Genomic DNA, 18,460 nt, shown 5'->3' on the forward strand with positions numbered 1-18,460 from the left:
GTCAGGCCTTGATCGCCGCGAGGATCGCGTCCCAGAGGCGGGCGCGGGCGGCCAGGGCGGTGTTGATGGTGTCCGCGCACTGGTCCCACTTGGTGTCGTCGTCACCGCACAGGTCGGCGACCATCTGCATCGCCATCGGGGTGTGGAACTCGCCGTCCACCTCGATGTGCCGCTCCAGGTAGTCGACGAACGTGTTCAGCTTCTTCGACCGCTCGTTCACCGCGACCACCTGGGTGAACATGTCCGGGATCAGGTCCTCCCGGCCGAACGCGAACGCCGCCGCCTGGCAGTGCACCGGCGCCTGCTCGATGATCTGCCAGGTCGTCCCGGCGAAGTCGATCGAGGCCGCCGGTACGCCGGCCGCCCGCAGCGACTCGACCACCGTGCCGCCGTCGCGCAGCAGGTCGATCAGCTTCGCGATCGCCGCCGTGTCGGCGCCGGCTTCCTTCATCCCGTTGACGTACAGCTCGAAGTGGCTGATGAACCCGTTGCCGAGCTCGTCGCTCTCCTCGACCATCACGATGTCGTTGATCAACCGGCGGCTGCCGGTGTGCGCCGTCGGGATCCACGGCACCGTGACGCAGGTCAGCTCGCGCTGCAGCGACTTGAGCAGCGACATGAAGTCCCACACCGCGAAGACGTGGTGCTCCATGAAGGTGACGAGCGACTCGTGGGTGTCCAGGTTGGCGTACAGCGGGTGCTGCACCACCGTCTCGCGGGCCTCGCCGACGGCCTTCTCCAGCCGCTCGATCCCCGGGTGGGTCTGACCCCAGTCGTAACGTGACATGACAGTGCTCCTTGTTAGCGGTCGGCCCAGAGGGTGGGGCAGAACTCGGGATCGGCGTAGTCCGGCCGCCCGTCGGCAGTACGGCGTACGACGGCGTCGTGGTTGTACGCCGCCAGGGATCCGTCGGACAGCGGGAACTCCCGGTAGGAGTTGCCGCCGTCCTGCAGGTGCAGGGAGACCGCGCGGCGCGGGTGGTCGCTGACGTTCGCGCCCGAGCCGTGGTAGGTCCGGCAGTGGTGGAAGTTCATGTGGCCGCGCGGGATGGTGACCGGGACCTTCACCACCTCGACGCCGTTGTGCTCGGCGTTCTCGGTCAGCATCTGGTCCAGCTGCGAGCGGTCCCGCTCGGCGAAGTGCCGCACCACGGTGTCGTCGGACCCGATCTCCTGCCAGCGGTGGCTGCCGTCGACCATCGTGATCGTGCCCATCTCGGGCGGGCAGTCGTGGAACGGGATGAACGCGGTCAGCATCCGCTCCGAGGACGACGACGACCAGTAGTGCTTGTCGAAGTGCCAGGGCACGATGTTCGACGGCTCGCCGGAGATCGGCGGCTTGTAGATCAGCGTGGACTGGAAGATCCGGATCTCGTCCACCTGCGCCAGCCGGGCCGCGACCGCGCCGATCAGCGGCTTGCGCAGGATCTTGGCCAGCCCGTCGTGCTCGTAGTGCACGTAGTCGTTGTGCCGCTGGACGTCGCCCTTCGACGGGTCCCAGTAGGCCAGCTTCGGCGGCCGGGCCGGCAGCGTCCGGTCCCGCTCGCCGGCGTAGTACCGCTCGCTGGCGTTGACCAGCTCGTCGGTCTCGTCGTCGGTGAGCAGCTTCTTGGACAGGTACCAGCCGTGCTCGGCGTAGAACGCGACGTCCTCGTCGCTCGGCAGCAGCTCGACCTCTTCCTCGGAGAGCCGGAACTCCAGCGCGGTCATACCTCGACCCCCTGCAGCTCGCGCTCCTTGGCCTCGTACAGCGCCTTGATGTTGCCGCTGCCGAACGTCATCGCGCCGCGCCGCTCGATGATCTCCAGGAACAGCGTCCGCCGGACGTGCATCGACTCGGTGAAGATCTGCAGCAGCTGGCCCCAGTGGTCGCGGTCGACCAGGATGCCGAGCTTCTCCAGGTCCTCGATCGGCGTCTCCACCTCACCGACCCGCTCGGGCAGCGCCTGGTAGTACGCCGACGGCGAGGCGAGGAAGTTGACCCCGCGCCCGGCGAGCGTGCCGACCGCCTCGACGATGTCGCTGGTGCGCAACGCGATGTGCTGGACGCCGGCCCCGGCGTGCCAGGTCAGGAAGTCGTTGATCTGGCCCGGCCGGCGGTTCGGGTCCGGCTCGATCAGCGTGAACGTGACGTGCTTCGACGGGCTCTGCACGACCGTCGACTCCATCCCCTGACCGGCCACCTCGATGTACTCGTCGAAGATCGGCAGGAACCCGAAGACGTTCTCGTAGAAGTCGACGGTCGGCTTCAGCTGCCCCGACGGCACGCAGATGGCCATGTGGTCGATCTCGCTGAACAGCTTCTCGTCCGGCCCGGTCGACGGCTCGCTGATCTGGAACGCGCCGGGCAGGAACTCCCGCCGCGGCCCGTGCCGCTCGACCAGCCGGTGGATCACGTCGCCGAAGCCCGCGACCTCCGCGACCACGACGGTCGTCTCCTGCTCGTCGGTGTACGTCGTGGGCTCGGCGACCGACTCGGCGCCGCGGCCCAGCAGCTCGGTGTAGGCGACGGCGGCGTTGTCGACCTCCAGGCCGACCACCGCGACACCGTCCCCGTGCCGCTGCACGTACCCGGCCGCCGGGTGGTCCGAGGACAGCCCCGAGGTGAGCACGATCTGCACCGCGCTCTCTCGCAGCAGCAGCGACCGTTGATCGGCCAGCCCGGTCTCCGGCCCCCCGTGGCCGTGCACCTGCAGACCGAAGGCGTGCGTCAGGTAGAACGCCGCCTGCTTCGCGTCACCGACGTACAGCTCCACATGGTCGATCCCGTAGATCTCCATCCCATCCCCTCACTGGTTGTTCTCTGTGCGCGGCGTGCTCGACGGTCCGAGCAGCAGGCTCACGTTCTGGCCGCCGAACCCGAACGAGTTCGACAGCGCGTACTCCAACCGCGCGGCGCGCGGCTCCTTCCGGACGTGGTCCAGCGGGCATGCCGGGTCCGGGTCGTCGAGGTTGTACGTCGGGGGCAGCAGCCCCCGCTGCACGGCGAGTGCGCTCGCGGCGGCCTCGACGACGCCGGAGGTGCCGAGCAGGTGGCCGGTCAGCGCCTTGGTGGAGCTGACCGCGGGGGTCGTGTCTTGAAAGGCCAGCCCGATCGCTGTGGCTTCGGCGACGTCACCGAGCTTGGTGCTGGTGCCGTGGGCGTTCACGTAGCCGACCTGCTCGGGCTGGACGTTGCCGTTGGCAAACGCCCTGCGCATGCAGGCGGCCGCGCCGGTGCCGTCGGGCCTCGGCGCCGTCGGGTGGTGGGCGTCGGCGTTGACGCCGTACCCGGCGAGGTCCGCGTAGCCTTTCGCGTTGCGGGCCTTGGCGTGCTCGGCGCTCTCCAGGACGAGGAGACCGGCGCCTTCCGAGAGCACGAACCCGTTCCTGCGCAAGTCGAACGGACGGCTTGCCTGGGTCGGGTCGTCCCATCCGCGCGCCAGCGCTCGCGCGTTGCCGAAGGTCTCCGCGAAGGTCGGGAACAGCGGCGCCTCACTTGCACCCGCCAGGACGACGTCCGCCTCGCCCGAGCGGATCAGCCGTACCGCGTCGGCGATCGCCTGCGCGCCGGAGGCGCACGCCGTACCGACCGAGCTGGTGTAGCCGCGAAAGCCGAACCGGATGGCGACCCGAGCGGCCGGCATGTTGGGCAGGATTCCGGTCAGCAGGTAAGGACTGACAGCAGCCCGCCCCCGCTCGGCCCGCGCCAGGACCTGGTTCTCGAGGGTGGCCATGCCACCCACGCCCCCGATGATCACGCCGATCCGCTCGGGATCGACGTTCTCCCCCACGACCAGCCCCGCGTCTTTCAGCGCATCCTCGGCGGCCAGTTGCGCGAGGATCACCGTCCGGTCCATCACCTTGCCGTCCGGGCCCTTGGTGATCTGCCCGGCGTCGACCTCTCCCAGGAACCCACCCAGCTCGATCGAGTTCTCTACGGGGTGTCCTTCGGGCGGCCGGCTGATCCCGGACCGTCCGTGCAGCAAGGCGTCGAAGATCTCTTCGACCCCACGCCCGACCGGCGTGAGCAGGCCCATCCCGGTGATCGTCACCGCGCTCATGACGGCACCAACCGGTCCTGCCGCAGCGCCACCTTGCGGACCTTGCCCGTCACCGTCACCGGTACGTCGTCGGCACCGACCACGCTGACCCGGCGGATCGTCGCGGCGACCTCGTCACCGACGGCCGCCCGGACCTCGCTCTCCAGCTCGGCTTGTACGCCGGGCTTCAGCTCCAGCAGCACATCGGTCACGTAACCGTCGCCCTCGGGCACCACGATCACCGTGCAGTCGAGCACCTCCGGCAGCGCGGCGAGGATCCGCTCCTCCGACAGCGACGTGTACAGCTGCGGCCCGTCGAACCCGGCCACGGCGTCAGGAACCCGGTCAAGGTGGAAGAAATGCCCACCGGCATCCCGGTACGCCAGGTCGCCGGTCAGGAACCACCCGTTCAGCCGGAACCGGTAGGTGTTCACCGAGTCGTTCCAGTACCCCGGCGACACCGACGGCGACCGGAAGCCGAGCATGCCCGGCGTACCGTCCGGCAGTTCGTTGCCATCGGCATCGAGTACGGCGGCCTGCGCGAACTCGTACGGCTTCCCGATGCACCGTCCGTAGTGCGTGCTGTCCGGCGTGTGCGTGACGTGGAACCCGTTGTGCCCCATCTCGCTCGACCCGAGCCCGTCGATGAAGTGCGACCCCGGCACCGTCACCCGGCCCTCCCGCGTCACGGTCTCCCGCGACCCGGCCGCGACCAGCTTGCGAATGTGCGGTTCGTGCGCGCAGTCCCCGGTGTTGAACCACATCCGCACCGAGTCCACGGCGTACCGGCTGAGGTCCTCGCGAGCCAGCCCGGCCCACGTCACCGCGAACCCGTAGACACCGTGCGGTTTCCACCGCTCGATCGCGGCCAGCACCACCGGCGCGTCCTGACTCGACAGCAGCAGCATCTCGGCGCGGTTCCCGAGCACCTGGTTGACCATCAGAATCGTCGCGGTGTGCGGAATCGGCAGCGCGTTCAGAATCCTGTCGGTCCCCTGCGCCTGCGGCATCGTCAGCAAGTGCTTGAGCGCGGCATACAACGTCGTATGAGTGTGCAACACAGCCTTCGGCACACCGGTCGTCCCGCTGGTGTGAGTGATCACCACCGGATCGTCCCGATGATGCTTGTAGTGCTCAGGAGCCTTCACCGGATCGCCGGTCCCCAGATCCTTCGGCGTCCCCAGGATCGGTGCTCCGTGCAACGAGCCCGGCTGGTCCGTCTGGCCGTCGAGCAGTTCGCGGTGTGTGCTGTCGGCCAGGATCCCGTTCACCCGCAGGCGGCGGATGTACTCCGACGCGATCTCCGGCGCCATCTTGCCGTTCAGCAGGGCGGGGATCGCGCCGACGCGGGTGAGTGCGAGGAAGCTGAGCACGATGTCGGCGGCGTCGGTCGCCCAGATCGCGACGACGTCGCGCCGGCCGATCCCGCGCGCGTGCAACCACGCCGTACGGGCCTGGACGCGGTCGTCGAGCTCGCCCAGCGTGAGCGGGTGCTCGGCCGGGAAGTGGTCGACCGCGGTGTCGAACGTCAGGCCGGGACCGTCGAGGTCGGCGCCGAGTGCGATCACCGTGGCCAGGACGTTGCCGGTACCGACGGACGGGTCCGCGGCCAGCTGGGCCCGGAGGCTTCTCTTCACTGTTCTCCCCCACTCACCAACAGGGCGACTGCGGTGTCGCCGGTACTTGCTTGTTCGACCAGGACGACCAGGACCTGATCGGCTTCCCCGTCGGCCAGCAGCAGCGCGGCCTCGTCGAGTCCGGCGCGGTGCGGGTCGGTCGACGGACTGACGCAGACCACCGGCCCGTGCAGACCGAACCGGCTGGCGACGTACCCGGCCACCGAGTTCGGGACGGACTGGAAGAAGTAGAGCGGACCGATTCGCTTGCCGTTGGCCACCGATTCACGGACGTGCAGCGTGCTGTCGAGGTCACCGGTGCGGCTGACCAGGACCACCCCGGTGCGCTCCAGCGGAGTCGCTTGCTCGAAGCAACGCTCCGCGACGACGGCGACCATCGGGCTGAACGTCGAGCCGACGAAGCCCGGCAGCGCGGGCGGCCCTGCCACCGCGTCGTCGCCCGGCTGCGGCCAGTGACTGACGGTGACCACGACAGGGTCCGGGATTCCGAGCGTGGGGATCATCCAGCACGCACCAGGAGGGCGGTGTTGGCGCCACCGAAGGCGGCGTTCAACGTCAACCCGTACGCCGAACCCGCCGGACGCGGCGCGTCGGCGATGACGTCGAGCCGGCAGTCGGGATCTGCGGTGGTGAACCCGGCGTTGACCGGGAGCTTGCCCTCGCGCAGGGCCTGGATGGTGAGGATCAGCTCGAGCAGGCCGGACGCTTCGAGCGCGTGCCCGTGCACGGCCTTGGTGGAGCTGATCGGTACGCCGGTCGCGAAGACCCGGTTGATCGCGGCGGCTTCGGACGCGTCGCTGTAGGTGGTGCCGGTCGCGTTGGCGTTGATGTAGCCGACGACCTCGGGCGGAAGACCGGCTTTGCTCAGGGCCGACTCGATGGCGCGGGCGAGCCCGCGGCCGTCGGGATCGGGTCGGCAGGGGTGGTACGCGTCGCCTGCGCGGCCCCAGCCGGCGATCTCGGCGATTCCTTCGCCGGCTTCGAGCACGACCGCTGCCACGCCGTCGCCCAGTAGCAGCCCCCGACGGTCGAGGCTGAACGGCCGGACCACGCCGTCGTCCGCCAGCGCCCGGCCGGCGTCGAACAGCGCGAACTGGTCGACCTCGACCAAGTAGCCGGCGGCAACCACCACGCGATCGACAGCACCTCTGCTGATCAGCGTCGCCGCGTCGGCAACCGCCGTACTGGCCGAAACACACGCGCTCGTGTAGATCCGCGCCGCTCTGCTCGCCAGCCCTCGCACCTCGGACCGCCCATGCACCGCCAACATCAACGGCGCACTGGCCCGCTGCCCGGGAGTCAACCCAGCGTTGGCGCAAGCCGTCGTCACTGCTTCCAGCAACTCTTCTTCCAACGCCCCCGCGTCGGCAGCAGTAGCCGCCACCCGCACCCGCCGCTGCCCGGTGTCGAACCGCAGCACCTCGTTGAACGCGGCCGCCCCCGTCAACGCCCCCGCCAACTGAGCCTCGACGCCCCGCCCCAACGCACTCATCACGGAGACGCCGGTGACCGCAACAGCACGGCGCTCAGACATGGGCGGCCAGTGCCTTCGCGAGGACGGTGACGGCGTCGTCGATGGTGTGGATCTGCTCCAGCTGGTCGTCGGTGAGCTCGACGGCGTAGCGCTGCTCGACCTGGTGGACGAGCCAGGCGAGCTCCATCGAGTCGATCCGCTCGCTGCCCGGCGGGCGTTCACCGAGGCCGGCGAGCCAGTCGACGATCTCCGCCCGCCCGGGCGGGGGCGGTGCGGCGGGAGGCGGGACGATCTGGCTCATCAGACCTGCTGCGCAACCCGGCCGGCCACCTCGGAGGTGAACTCCCCGACGGTCATCAACGCCAGCTGCTCGGACTCGTCGTCGGAGAACCGGACGCCGAACTTGTCCTCCACCCGCACCGACAGGTCCGCCAGCGCCAGCGACTCCAGGTCGACCCCGGCCGGCCCGAGCGTGGTCGAGTCCTCGATCCCCTCGACGTCGTAGTTCATGTCCACCAGCTGCGCGAGCACGAACTCGCGAACCTCGTCCCTCATCGCGTTACCTTCTCCCTGTGAATGAACCCGCGGGCCCCACACCGGAACCCGTGCACGTCTGGGTGAGCACCAGCACCGACACCCCCCGCGAAACCGCCCACCACCTGCTCCGCGAACTCGCCACGTCCCTCGGCCACGAGGGCCCCCTGACCCACACCCCCACCGGCCAGCCGCTCATCGAGGGCCTCCACATCTCCCTCACCCACACCACCGGCGTCGCAGCCGTAACCGCCACCCACGCGGGCCCGGTCGGCATCGACGCAGAAGTCCGCCGAACCTTCCCCGTCGAGTCCCTGTCCCGCCGCTGGTTCGCCCCCACCGAGACCACGACCTCGCCCGAGGCCTTCCTCCACCTCTGGACGGCGAAAGAAGCCGTAGGCAAAGCCCTCACCCGAGGCCTCAGAGGCAGCGGCCTCGCCCGCCTGATGCCACCTGAAGTCACGCACCAGCCGACCGACGGCACTTGTCTGACCGCCCACGTAGTTCCATCCGAGCCCGCGCTCGCGGTCGTGCACCTGCCCTTGGATGTCGTACTCGCTCTGGCTTTTCCTGCGTCCGTAGCTGAGGTCGTTCTGCATCACGGGACCGCCTTGCGGAGCACGGTGAGGTCTCGGACGAGTTTTCCGGTGGTTGTGCGAGGCAGTTGACTGAGCAGGCGCAGCGTGCGAGGACGCTTGTACGGCGCCAACTGTTGCGCCAGTTCCGCTTCCAGGGAAGGGATTTCTCGGGGCTGGTTCAGCTGGACGTACGCCGTGATCGCGTTGTCGAAGACGACGACCGCGGCCTCGACGCCGCGCAGTGTGCCCACTGTGTACTCCACCTCGGTGAGGTCCACCTTCAGTCCGCCGACGGAGACCTGCGAGTCCAGACGGCCTCGGATCGAGACCAAGCCTGACGAAGGATCGACGACCCCGGCGTCCTTCGTGTGCAGCCAGCCGTCCGACCAGCGGGCCGGGTCGACCAGGCCCAGGTACGGCGACTCCGGCCGGCGGACCTGGAGCTCGCCGTCGACGGCGCGGACCTCGATGCCAGGGGCGGGAAGGATCTCCGGGCGGTGGGCACCGAACAGATCGGTGCCGATGACACCGACCTCGGTCATCCCGTACATGTTGCCCAGCGGTACGCCGTACTTCTCCTCGAACGCCGACGACACCGACGCAGGGACCAGCTCACCACCCGTCGTCATCCGCTTGAACTGCGGCAACGACGGCGGCTCCTCCACCGACGCCAACAGACCAATGTGGAACGGCACCCCGAGCACCGTCGCCGGCTTCGATCCACCGGCGATCGCCTGCAGGATCGCGTCGCCGGTCAGCCGCGCCGGCGGCACCAGCTCGACGCCCGCGTGCAACCCGTACAGCAGTCCACCGACGAGCCCGAGCACGTGCACCATCGACGGCAGCAGGATGATCCGCTCGCCGGGCTCCGGCACACCCTCGATCTGCGTGTACCGCAGGACCTCCTCGACCAGGTCCTCAGCGGTCCGCCCGATCACCTTCGACGGCCCGGTCGACCCCGAGCTCAGCTGGACGACGGCGTGCGAGGTCCCCGCCGGATGCCCGCAGTACGACGCGACGTCGGTGTCGATGTCGACGAACGTCCGCAGCCCGGAGGCGACCGGCCGCTGCGGCGACACCACGACCTGCGGCACCAGCCGCTCGATCGCGCGCCGGACCTCGTAGTCGGTCAGCCGGTGGTCGAGCAGGATCGCCTGCCCACCGCTGCGCCAGACCGCCAGCAAATGCGTCACAAATGCCATTGACGGCGGTAAACGCAATGCGGCGGCCCCGCCGGCACGTAAACCGGACTGGGCCAATTCCATCTGCCGGTCCCGGACCAACCGCCGCAGCATTCCGCGGTCGATCGGGGCAGGCAACGAAAAGCAGACGTCGCCCGCCGGTCCAGCCAGCAGCACGTCGTCGACCCACTGGGCACCCACGGTGGTTCCGGGCACCACGACAGCACCGTCCATGGTCATCAGGGCTCCGAGTTCGCCTTGAACACAAAGGATTCGAAGCACCAGCACCCCCACCAAGGCCTGGCGATGACGTGACGATACGACACGGAACGGAGCGTGCGCTACGGACCGAAAGTGATGGGCCTACTACCTAAAGCGACCTGCAGCAACCACCCTGCAAAAGGCCTCAGAAACCAAACATTGGATCGTAAAACAAACCATGGAATTCAGCCGTACCGGTTAGGTTTTGCACGGTCTTCAGTGGCCTGCAAGGGTCCTTGCACCCACAAATTTCTGCCACTCCTCGTGCCGCTCCACCGGCCGGAAGCCGAGCTTGGCGTTGACGGCGTTCATCGCGGTGTTCTCCTCGCCGTTCCAGGTGTGCGCGACCAGCGGTTCGTCGTGCGTCCGCTGCAGCTCGCGGTGGTTGCGGGCCTTGAGCCCCAACCCCAGCCGGTGCCCGCGGTGCGCCGGCGAGACCAGCGTTCCCCACTGGAGCACCTTGCCGGGGTCGTGCCTGCCCACCACCAGCTCGGTGTGCCCGGCCAGCGTCCCGTCCGGTGCGATCGCGACCGTCGTCCACGAGCTCCGGCCCTGGGTCACGTTCTGCTGCTCGACCTGCCGGATCCGCGCGGCGTCCCAGTGCTCGGCCTCGAGCTCGAGGTCCCCGGTCGGCGCTTCGTCCAGGAAGGTGCTCAGCAGGGCCGCGAACGCGTCGACCAGGTCGTCGGGGCAACGATTCCGCCAGCTGCGCAGCTCGTAGCCCTGGTGCCGCTCGGCGGCCTCCGCGGCCAGCTCGTCCAGTACGGCGTCCGCCAGCGGCAGCTCCAGGATCCGGTGCACCTCGAAGTTCGCGACGCTGAACCCCAGCGCCGTCGCGAAGGCCTGCCCCGCGGTCGGCCCCTCCACCCCCTGTGGGTCAACCCCCGCAATGCCGGGTGGGGCGAGGGGCACCTCGAGCTGCGTCGCCACGACCGATCGGTCCAACTCCGCGGCGCGCTCGTCGAGCACCCGCCCCAACGTGCGTCCGTAGCCGCGTCGCCGGGCATCGGCCCGTACGGCGATGCCCGCGCCCAGCCGGAACGTGTTGTCGGTCAACGGGATGTCCAGCACCATGGTCCCGGCGATCGCCCCGGAGTCGTCCCGCAGTGCCCACAGCTCCCGGTCCCGGTACGGGTCGGGCTCGGTGAGACCGACGCGCAGCTCCTCGCGGGTCCACCCGACCGCGTAGGGCCGGCCGTCGTCGTCAGCCACGCTGAAGACGTCGTACCAGGCGTCGAAGGCGGCTGCGTCGTGCGGGTCCACTTGCTCGGGTGTGTTCACCGACTCACTGTAGGGACGAGCGCGAGCGGCCAGCCAACCCTTTTAGGCGGGCGCGCCGAGCTTGCCGAGCGCGACGGCCACGCGGCCGTCCGCCTCGGCCAGCGCCTCGCGCGCCGCCGCGACGGGGCTTCCGGTCAGCAGGTGCACAAGTGCCGGCTTGAGCTCACCATCCGCCTCGACCAGCGCTGCCGCGCACGCGTCGGCGTCGGCACCGGTGGCCTCGGCCAGGATCCGCAGCATCCGGCCGCGCAGCTTGTTGTTGGTGGCAACCATGTCGACCATCAGGTTCGACCAGGTCCGGCCGAGCTTGATCATCAGCGTGGTGGAGAACGCGTTCAGCACCATCTTCTGCGCGGTCCCGGCCTTCAGCCGCGTCGAGCCGGCGATGACCTCGGGCCCGGTGTCGGCAGCGATCAGTACGTCGGCCAGCGGCGCGAGCGGCGCCTGCGGGTTCGACGTGATCAGCGCCGTCGTCGCGCCCACGGACCGCGCGTGCCGCAGCGCTCCCGCCACGTACGGCGTACTGCCGGACGCCGCGAGCCCGATCACCACGTCCCGCCCGGTGACCTCGGAGGCGTCGGCGGCGCCGCCCTCCTCGGAGTCCTCGACGTTCTCGACCGCGCGCAGCAGCGCGGGCATCCCGCCGGCGTGATGGGCGATCACCAGGTCGTCGGGGGCGTGGAACGTCGGCAGCAGCTCGGCCGCGTCCAGCACCGCCAGGCGGCCCGACGTACCGGCACCGAAGTAGTGCACCCGTCCACCGGCGCGCACGGCCTCCACGGCCGCGTCCACGATCCTGGCCAGCTGCGGCAGGACGGCGCTCACCGCGTCGGCGACGCGGGCGTCCTCGGCGTTCATCATCCGCAGGATCTCGACGGTCCCCACCGCATCGATCGCGAGCGTCCGGGGGTTGCGCGCTTCCGTGGGTGTCATCACACCCTCGATGTTAGTTTTCTACTGAAGGTTTTTCAATTCTGTTGATCGTTGACGGAACTCTTCACGCGGTGCCCGCGGACCGCGGTCGCGGTCTCCTCGAGCGCCTTGCGGGCGTCCGGCAGCACCGACTGGGCGACGCCGATGAACAGGCAGTCGATCACCATCAGCTGCGCGATCCGGCTCGACATCGCGCCGGACCGGTACGTCGTCTCGCGCGCGGCGGTGGTCAGCACCAGGTCGGCCGTCTGCGCCAGCGGCGAGCGCGGGAAGTTGGTCACCGCGACCGTGGTGGCGCCGTGCCGCTTGGCCTCCTCCAGCGCCTCGATCACCTCGACCGTGGTGCCGGTGTGCGAGATCCCGATCGCGACGTCGCCGTCGCCGAGCAGGGCCGCGCTGGTCAGCATCACGTGCACGTCCGACCAGGCGAACGCGACCCGGCGGATGCGGTGCAGCTTCTGCTGCAGGTCGAGCGCGACGAACGCGCTCGCGGCCGCGCCGTACAGGTCGACCCGCGGCGCCTTGGCGACCGCGGCGACGACCTTGCTCAGCGCGTCCACATCCAACTGCTGGGCGGTCTCGCGGACCGCCCGCTCGTCGGCGAACGCGACCTTGCCGACCACGTCGTCGAGCGAGTCACCCGGTTCGATGTCACCGCCGACCTCGGGCCGGACCATCTCCCGCGCCGACTGGGCCGCCAGCTGCAGGCGAAGCTGGGGGTAGCCGGGTACGCCGATCTGCTTGCAGAACCGGATGACCGTGGTCTCCGAGGTGGAGGCCACCTCGGCCAGTTCGGAGATCGTCATCGCGGCCACTCCGCCCGGGTCCGCGAGGACCGCGTTCGCCACCCGCTGCTCGGCCGGGGCCAGCGCGGGCATCACCGCGCGGACCCGGACCAGCAACGGCCCCGTGGGTTCTGGAGAGGTCGTGGAAGTCATGACGCCACGGTACGGCGAATGGTCTCCGGTTGGGGTCACCGACGCGAAAGTCTCCAACCTGTCGCGGTGAACGCCTCCGGGCTGCGCTCGCCGTCGAACAGCACCTCGCGGCCGTCGGTGAGCTTCACACCGTCCACGTAGACGCCACGACCCTGGTACAGCGGGTCGGACGTGTAGCGCCAGCGCAGGGTCTGATCGCCACCGGAGATGTTCGCCGAGACCTGGTGCCAGTGCCGGTCACCGGACCCGCTGGTCGAGCCGTCGGTGTCGATCACCGTCCCCCGGTCGCGGATGGTGAACGGGACCTTGGTCCACGTCGTCCCGTCCGTCGAGTTCTCCAGGTACAGCAGGTCGGTGTCCTCGGTGTCGACGAACAGGTCGAAGGCCAGCTTCGCCCCCGCCGCCGGTACGGCGACCGGCAGCGCGAGCGTGGTCGTCGCCGCGTCCGTGGTCCCGGAGAACCAGGCGTCCTTGCCGTGCCGCGGTCCGACGCCGAGCGACAGCGCGAGGCCCTGGGCGACCGCGCGCCGGGCCGGGTTGTTGCTGCCCCAGTTGCGGCTCGGGTGCACCCGGTTGGTGAGCAGGATCGCGAACGAGCGGGAGTCGAAGTCGATCACCAGCGAGGTCCCGGTGTAGCCGGTGTGGCCGGCCGTGCGGGGACCGGACAGGCCGCCCATGTACCAGCGCTGGTTCAGCTCGAAGCCGAGGCCGTGGTCGTAGCCCGGGAAGCCCTGGTTGAAGTTGGTGATCATCGCGGTGACGGAGCTTTCCTTCAGGATCCGCGCGTGCCGGTAGCTGCCGCCGTTCAGGAAGGCCTGCGCCAGGACGGCGAGGTCGTCCGCGGTGCTGAAGACGCCGGCGTGACCGGCGACGCCGCCGAGCGACCAGGCGTTCTCGTCGTGCACCGAGCCCCACACCATGCCGCGGTTCGGCGAGACCTGGAACTCCGTCGCGGCGATCCGCGGCTTCTTCTTCGGGTCCGGGTTGTAGCCGGTGTCCTTCATCTGCAGCGGCTTGGTGATGCCCTCGGCGACCAGCTTGTCCAGCGTCTTGCCGGTCACCCGGTGCGCCACCTCACCCAGCGAGATCAGGTTCAGGTCGCTGTAGAGGTAGGTGCTGCCCGGCGGATTGACCAGCTTGGCGGTCAGCGCCATGTTCATCCGCGAGGCCGGGTCGGGCTGCGCGCTCCACAGCGGCAGGAACGCGGGCAGCCCGGTGGTGTGCGTGAGCGCCTGCCGGACGGTGATCGCCGCCTTGCCGTTCTCGGCGAACTCCGGCACGTACGTCGCGATCGGCTCGTCCAGCGAGACCTTGTTCTTCTCCACCAGCTGCAGGACGACGATCGACGTGAACAGCTTCGAGACCGAGGCCATGTCGAAGATCGTGTCGGTGCGCATCGGGATCTGCTGGTCGGCCGGCAGCTCGGTGCCGCTGCCGTCGGCGTACTTCAGCGCGAGACCGGTCGCCGTGCGGGTGACGATCTTGCCGTCGTGGCCGAGCAGCGTGACCGCGCCGGCGTACAGGGGTTTGACCGTGCCGTTCGGCTGCGTCCAGCCCGCGACCTGGGCGAGCGCGGCATCGATCGGCGCCGGGTCGAGGCCGGCCTTGGCGGGAGTCGAGTCGCGCAGCAGCGTTCCCTTCGGCGCGTAGCCGGAGAACGGCTCGTCGAAACGTCCGGATTTGTTGCCCCCAGCAACTGCAGGGGCGGCCATGGTGAGCATCAGGGTCGACACTACCGCTACGCCGAGTACTCGCGTTCTCACCGGTGGGCTCCCTTGTAGAGCAGGTACTTGGCCCGGCGCGCGGTCCACGCGTCGGTCTCGGACTTCCAGGCCGCGACGATCTGCTCGGCGCTCGCGCCACCGTCCAGCATCGTGCGGAACCGGTCCGAGCCGGTCAGCAGGTCGATCCACCGGCCGGGCGGGTTGTCACCGGTCCGCCAGGCGAAGCCCGGGTACAGCTTCTTCGCCTCGACGATCATGTGCGTGGCCGCGACGATCGCCTCGACCTTGTGCGGGTCGGTGATCTGCACCTGGACGCCGCCGCACAACACGTTGGCGTTCTTGGAGATGAACGGCGTGAAGTACGCCTCGCGGAAGTCGACGCCCGGGATGTTCTTGGCCTGCAGCGCCTGCGCCCAGCGGTAGTCCACGTACGGCGCACCGATCAGCTCGAACGGCCGGGTGGTGCCGCGGCCCTCGGACATGTTGGTCGCCTCGAACAGGCAGGTGCCCGGGTAGAGCAGCGCGGTGTCCGGCGTCGGCATGTTCGGGCTCGGCATCACCCAGGTCAGCCCGGTGTCGGCGTACAGCTGGTCGCGCTTCCAGCCCTCGACCTTGATCACCTGCAGCTCCTTGAGTCGGGCGCCGTTCGCGTCCAGCGGCAGGTACTCGGCGTTGAACAGCCGGGCCAGCTCGCCCACTGTCATGCCGTGCTGCTGGATGATCTCCTCCTTGCCGACGCCGGAGGTGAAGCCGGGCTTCAGCATCGGCCCGCGCGCGTACCCGCCGACCGGGTTCGGCCGGTCCAGGACGACGAACTTCGCGCCGGTCTGGACGGCCGCGAGCATCGCCTCGTACATGGTCCAGATGTAGGTGTAGAAGCGGGCGCCGACGTCCTGGATGTCGAAGACGACCGTCTCCACCCCCGACTTCTGGTACAGCGTCACGAGCTTGGCCGCGTTCGCGCCGTACGCGTCGTAGACCATGATGCCGGTCCGCGGGTCGACGTGGTCGCCCTCGGAACCGCCGGCCTGCGCGCTGCCGCGGAAGCCGTGCTCGGGCCCGAAGACCGCGACCACGTTGACCTTGCCGGAGGCGTGCATGGTGTCGACGATGTGGTTCAGGTCGTTGAGGATGCCGGTCGGGTTGCTGATCACGCCGACCTTCTGACCGGCCAGCGCGCGCCAGTCGTCCTTGGCCAGCGCCTGCGCGCCGGTCAGCACGCCCTTGCCGCCGTGCTTGGGCTGCTCGGCCGCGGTGGCGGCCGGTACGTCGATCAGCGGTGCGGCGGCCAGGGCTCCGGCACCCGCCAGCAGACTGCGGCGCTTCATCGGGTTCTCCTTCAGGCAGGGGAGGTTACGGGCGGAAGTACAGGCCGGCCACCACAGGGCGATGGTCGCTGGCCTCGGACTGTTCGGGGACGGCGGCGTGCGCGACGCGGAAGCCGCGGCCGACGGTGACGAAGTCGATCCGCTTCACCGGGACCGCGGCCGGGTACGTCGACGGACCACCGGTGGTCGAGGCCGCCGCGGTCCAGCTGTCGTCGAGCTTGCGCCACAGCTTGGCCAGCTCCGGCGCGCTCGCCTCGGCGTTGAAGTCGCCGGTGAGGATCTGCAGGTCCTTCGCCCGGTCGCGCGCCAGGATCCTCACCGTGTCGTCGACCTGCGCCCGCCGTACGGCGGGATCGGCGCGGTAGTCCAGGTGCGTGACGTACACGTGCACGCGGCGGCCGCGGACGTCGAGCTCGGCCTCCAGGAAGCCGGGCGCCGGCGCGGGCACCGGGTTCGGGTCCTGCGTCGACAGCCGGGTGATCGAGTGGTTCTCCGTGCGCACCAAGGGAAATCGCGACAGCAGCCCGACGCCGTACTGGCGCCGAGGTTGCCCGGCCGTTGGCGGATCGAGGTCGTAGATCGGCGCGAAGCCCGCGTGCATCCCGAGCTTCTCCGCCAGGACGGCGAGCGTGTCGAGCCACTGGCTGCGCGCGTCCCAGTGCACGTCGACCTCCTGCAGCCCGATCACGTCCGCGTCGAGCGCCTTCAGCGCCAGCGCGGTCCGGTCGAGATCGAACACGTTGTCCTCGCCGGCACCCGCGTGGATGTTGTACGACGCCACCGTCAGCCGGGTCTCGCGCGCGTCCCAGGTGAGCCCGTGACCGAACGGGTACAACGTCTTCGCCGGGTCGTCCACGGCCGGGACGTCGACCGGCAGCTTGCCGGTCGGCGCGATCTCGCCGGTCAGGACCTTGGCCAGCGCCTCCATCGACACCGCGGCGTACGAGTACGTCGCGAGCGTGGTGGAAGCGGCCGGGAAGCGCGACACGTCGTACGGGTCCCGCACGGCGACGACGATCACGGGACGACCGGTCGCGAGCAGGTCGTTGACCAACTTCTGCTGCTTGGCCAGCTTGTCGGTGACGGCCGTGTCCCACGCCTTCATCGTCAGTACGACGGTGAGATCGGCCGCGGCGCTCGCTGCCACCGCTTCGGCGATCTTCGCGTCGGTCGGCGTCGCGCCGGTGTCCTTGACGACCGTCGTGTGGCCGCGGCCCTGCAGCGCCGTGCCGAGGACGGCCGGCGTGTACCCGGCGACCAGGATCGTGCGCGGCGCCGGCGAGAGTGGCAGCAGTCCGGCGTCGTTGCGCAGCACGGTCGTGGTGTGGTCGGCGATCTTCTGCGCGACGGCGTAGTTGGCCGGCGTACCGACGACCTTCGCGACCTGCGCGAGGTCGACGTACGGACGGTCGACGACACCGGTCTTCAGCTTGAGGTTCAGCACCCGCTCGACGCTCTGGTCGATCCGCTGCTCGCTGATCCGGCCGCTGCGCACGGCGCTCAGCACCGACTGGTACGCGAGGTCGAGATCGACCGGCATCAGCAGCTGGTCGACGCCCGCCTCGAGCGCGCGGAGCGGGATCTCGGCGTCGCCGTACTTGTCCCGAACCCCTTGCATACCGAGCGAATCGGTGATCACGACGCCGTCGAAGCGCAGCTGCTCGCGCAGGATCCCGGTCAGGATCGGCCGGCTCAGCGTCGCCGGGTCACCGGACGGGTCCAGCGCCGGTACGACGATGTGCGCGGTCATGATCGAGTCGATCCCGGCCCGGATCGCCGCGTCGAACGGCGGCCGGTCGATCGCGTTCCACTGCTCACGGGTGTGGCTGATCACCGGGATGCCGGTGTGGCTGTCGGTCGCGGTGTCGCCGTGGCCCGGGAAGTGCTTGGCGGTCGACACGATCCGGCCGTCGCGCTGGTACCCCTGGACCTGCGCCGCGGTCAGGTCCGAGACCAGTGCGGTGTCGGACGAGAAGGAGCGGACGCCGATCACCGGGTTCAGCGGATTCACGTTCACGTCGGCGACCGGCGCGAAGTCGGTCGTCACGCCGACGGCCTTCAGCTCGCGGCCGCCGATCCCACCGGCCTGACGGGCGAACTGCACGGACCTGGTCGCCCCGAGCGCCATCGCGCCCGGGAACTGGGTCGCCGGCGGGCCGACCCGGAACACGACGCCGTGCTCCTGGTCGGTACTGATCTGCAGCGGTACGCCGCCGCTCCCGATCGCCGCCGACTGCAGCCCGTTGGACAGCCGGGCGATCTGCTGCGGGTCCTTCACCGAGTCGGTCCAGGCGAAGTAGATGACCCCGCCGAGGTGGTACTTGCGAACCACCTCGGCCGGCGTCGCGACGCCGTACAGGTCGGTGTTGCGGGGATCGGCGGTGGTGGCGGTCGGGCCGTAGGCGTAGCAGACGAACAGCTGGCCGACCTTCTGCTCCAGCGACATCCCCTGCAGCGTCTCCCGGACCCAGCGACTCCGGCTCGCCCCGGCGGGGAGGGTCCCGCCGAGCGTCGTACCGGCGACGGCCGCCGCCGCGAGGCCGAGGGTCTGGCGTCGGGTGAGCTCCAT

At 69.8% G+C, this 18,460-nt stretch carries 17 protein-coding genes; 1 reads left to right on the forward strand and 16 read right to left on the reverse strand.

Features of this window, described 5'->3' with window-relative positions:
- Position 1 precedes the first annotated feature (1 nt).
- The 9 genes from ABD235_RS33130 to ABD235_RS33170 are packed head-to-tail and all read right to left on the reverse strand — an operon-like array spanning position 2 to position 7,688.
- The gene (locus tag ABD235_RS33130) at positions 2-787 is read right to left on the reverse strand and encodes a DUF3050 domain-containing protein (protein WP_344181431.1); all 786 of its coding nucleotides are present in this window, start codon (positions 785-787) and stop codon (positions 2-4) included.
- A gap of 14 nt (positions 788-801) precedes the next feature.
- A complete protein-coding gene (locus ABD235_RS33135) occupies positions 802-1,710 on the reverse strand; it encodes a phytanoyl-CoA dioxygenase family protein (RefSeq protein WP_344181433.1) in 909 nt (302 codons plus the stop codon).
- Complete coding sequence (gene hppD, locus ABD235_RS33140; protein ID WP_344181434.1) at positions 1,707-2,780, reverse strand: 4-hydroxyphenylpyruvate dioxygenase; 1,074 nt, start codon at positions 2,778-2,780, stop codon at positions 1,707-1,709. Before hppD ends, ABD235_RS33135 begins: the two co-directional genes overlap by 4 nt.
- 9 nt (positions 2,781-2,789) lie before the next feature.
- Positions 2,790-4,043 carry a beta-ketoacyl-[acyl-carrier-protein] synthase family protein gene (locus tag ABD235_RS33145; RefSeq protein WP_344181436.1) on the reverse strand — a complete coding sequence of 418 codons (1,254 nt, stop codon included), beginning with the start codon at positions 4,041-4,043 and terminating at the stop codon, positions 2,790-2,792.
- Positions 4,040-5,659, reverse strand: a complete 1,620-nt coding sequence (locus ABD235_RS33150) for a class I adenylate-forming enzyme family protein (RefSeq protein WP_344181438.1) — start codon at positions 5,657-5,659, stop codon at positions 4,040-4,042. Before ABD235_RS33150 ends, ABD235_RS33145 begins: the two co-directional genes overlap by 4 nt.
- The gene (locus tag ABD235_RS33155) at positions 5,656-6,162 is read right to left on the reverse strand and encodes a beta-ketoacyl synthase chain length factor (RefSeq protein ID WP_344181440.1); all 507 of its coding nucleotides are present in this window, start codon (positions 6,160-6,162) and stop codon (positions 5,656-5,658) included. Before ABD235_RS33155 ends, ABD235_RS33150 begins: the two co-directional genes overlap by 4 nt.
- On the reverse strand, positions 6,159-7,193 hold the full coding sequence (locus ABD235_RS33160) for a beta-ketoacyl synthase N-terminal-like domain-containing protein (protein WP_344181441.1): 1,035 nt from the start codon (positions 7,191-7,193) through the stop codon (positions 6,159-6,161). Before ABD235_RS33160 ends, ABD235_RS33155 begins: the two co-directional genes overlap by 4 nt.
- Entirely contained in the window at positions 7,186-7,434 is a 249-nt protein-coding gene (locus ABD235_RS33165; RefSeq protein ID WP_344181443.1) for an acyl carrier protein, read from the reverse strand. The genes ABD235_RS33160 and ABD235_RS33165 overlap by 8 nt, the downstream gene beginning before the upstream one ends.
- On the reverse strand, positions 7,434-7,688 hold the full coding sequence (locus tag ABD235_RS33170) for an acyl carrier protein (protein ID WP_344181445.1): 255 nt from the start codon (positions 7,686-7,688) through the stop codon (positions 7,434-7,436). The genes ABD235_RS33165 and ABD235_RS33170 overlap by 1 nt, the downstream gene beginning before the upstream one ends.
- Before the next feature lie 62 nt (positions 7,689-7,750).
- On the opposite strand from ABD235_RS33170, the gene ABD235_RS39970 reads away from it, so the two are divergent.
- Entirely contained in the window at positions 7,751-8,335 is a 585-nt protein-coding gene (locus tag ABD235_RS39970) for a 4'-phosphopantetheinyl transferase family protein (protein WP_425553217.1), read from the forward strand.
- Here the strand turns inward: ABD235_RS39970 and ABD235_RS33180 are convergent.
- From ABD235_RS33180 to ABD235_RS33210, 7 genes are all read right to left on the reverse strand, one after another.
- Entirely contained in the window at positions 8,266-9,666 is a 1,401-nt protein-coding gene (locus ABD235_RS33180) for a class I adenylate-forming enzyme family protein (RefSeq protein ID WP_344181449.1), read from the reverse strand. The two genes, ABD235_RS39970 and ABD235_RS33180, sit on opposite strands and share 70 nt — an antisense overlap.
- A gap of 237 nt (positions 9,667-9,903) precedes the next feature.
- Positions 9,904-10,968 (reverse strand): GNAT family N-acetyltransferase, encoded by a 1,065-nt coding sequence (locus ABD235_RS33185; RefSeq protein WP_344181450.1) that lies wholly within the window; start codon positions 10,966-10,968, stop codon positions 9,904-9,906.
- Between the two features lie 42 nt (positions 10,969-11,010).
- On the reverse strand, positions 11,011-11,901 hold the full coding sequence (gene murQ / locus ABD235_RS33190; protein WP_344182691.1) for an N-acetylmuramic acid 6-phosphate etherase: 891 nt from the start codon (positions 11,899-11,901) through the stop codon (positions 11,011-11,013).
- 35 nt (positions 11,902-11,936) lie between these two features.
- Positions 11,937-12,839: a MurR/RpiR family transcriptional regulator gene (locus ABD235_RS33195; RefSeq protein ID WP_344181451.1), complete on the reverse strand. Its 903-nt coding sequence runs from the start codon at positions 12,837-12,839 to the stop codon at positions 11,937-11,939.
- A 35-nt stretch (positions 12,840-12,874) separates the two neighbouring features.
- The gene (locus ABD235_RS33200; protein WP_344181453.1) at positions 12,875-14,602 is read right to left on the reverse strand and encodes a serine hydrolase domain-containing protein; all 1,728 of its coding nucleotides are present in this window, start codon (positions 14,600-14,602) and stop codon (positions 12,875-12,877) included.
- Positions 14,599-15,891 carry an exo-beta-N-acetylmuramidase NamZ family protein gene (locus ABD235_RS33205; protein ID WP_344181455.1) on the reverse strand — a complete coding sequence of 431 codons (1,293 nt, stop codon included), beginning with the start codon at positions 15,889-15,891 and terminating at the stop codon, positions 14,599-14,601. Before ABD235_RS33205 ends, ABD235_RS33200 begins: the two co-directional genes overlap by 4 nt.
- Positions 15,892-15,916: 25 nt before the next feature.
- A complete protein-coding gene (locus ABD235_RS33210; protein ID WP_344181456.1) occupies positions 15,917-18,460 on the reverse strand; it encodes a glycoside hydrolase family 3 N-terminal domain-containing protein in 2,544 nt (847 codons plus the stop codon).

Source organism: Kribbella lupini (genome assembly GCF_039529595.1).
Classification (GTDB): Bacteria; Actinomycetota; Actinomycetes; order Propionibacteriales; family Kribbellaceae; genus Kribbella; species Kribbella lupini.

Bases quoted from the DNA above. Each gene is read 5' to 3' on its own strand.
- ABD235_RS33130 (WP_344181431.1), bottom strand. From the start codon at position 787: ATGTCACGTTACGACTGGGGTCAGACCCACCCGGGGATCGAGCGGCTG.
- ABD235_RS33135 (WP_344181433.1), bottom strand. From the start codon at position 1,710: ATGACCGCGCTGGAGTTCCGGCTCTCCGAGGAAGAGGTCGAGCTGCTG.
- hppD (WP_344181434.1), bottom strand. From the start codon at position 2,780: ATGGAGATCTACGGGATCGACCATGTGGAGCTGTACGTCGGTGACGCG.
- ABD235_RS33145 (WP_344181436.1), bottom strand. From the start codon at position 4,043: ATGAGCGCGGTGACGATCACCGGGATGGGCCTGCTCACGCCGGTCGGG.
- ABD235_RS33155 (WP_344181440.1), bottom strand. From the start codon at position 6,162: ATGATCCCCACGCTCGGAATCCCGGACCCTGTCGTGGTCACCGTCAGT.
- ABD235_RS33160 (WP_344181441.1), bottom strand. From the start codon at position 7,193: ATGTCTGAGCGCCGTGCTGTTGCGGTCACCGGCGTCTCCGTGATGAGT.
- ABD235_RS33165 (WP_344181443.1), bottom strand. From the start codon at position 7,434: ATGAGCCAGATCGTCCCGCCTCCCGCCGCACCGCCCCCGCCCGGGCGG.
- ABD235_RS33170 (WP_344181445.1), bottom strand. From the start codon at position 7,688: ATGAGGGACGAGGTTCGCGAGTTCGTGCTCGCGCAGCTGGTGGACATG.
- ABD235_RS33180 (WP_344181449.1), bottom strand. From the start codon at position 9,666: ATGACCATGGACGGTGCTGTCGTGGTGCCCGGAACCACCGTGGGTGCC.
- murQ (WP_344182691.1), bottom strand. From the start codon at position 11,901: ATGACACCCACGGAAGCGCGCAACCCCCGGACGCTCGCGATCGATGCG.
- ABD235_RS33195 (WP_344181451.1), bottom strand. From the start codon at position 12,839: ATGACTTCCACGACCTCTCCAGAACCCACGGGGCCGTTGCTGGTCCGG.
- ABD235_RS33205 (WP_344181455.1), bottom strand. From the start codon at position 15,891: ATGAAGCGCCGCAGTCTGCTGGCGGGTGCCGGAGCCCTGGCCGCCGCA.
- ABD235_RS33210 (WP_344181456.1), bottom strand. From the start codon at position 18,460: ATGGAGCTCACCCGACGCCAGACCCTCGGCCTCGCGGCGGCGGCCGTC.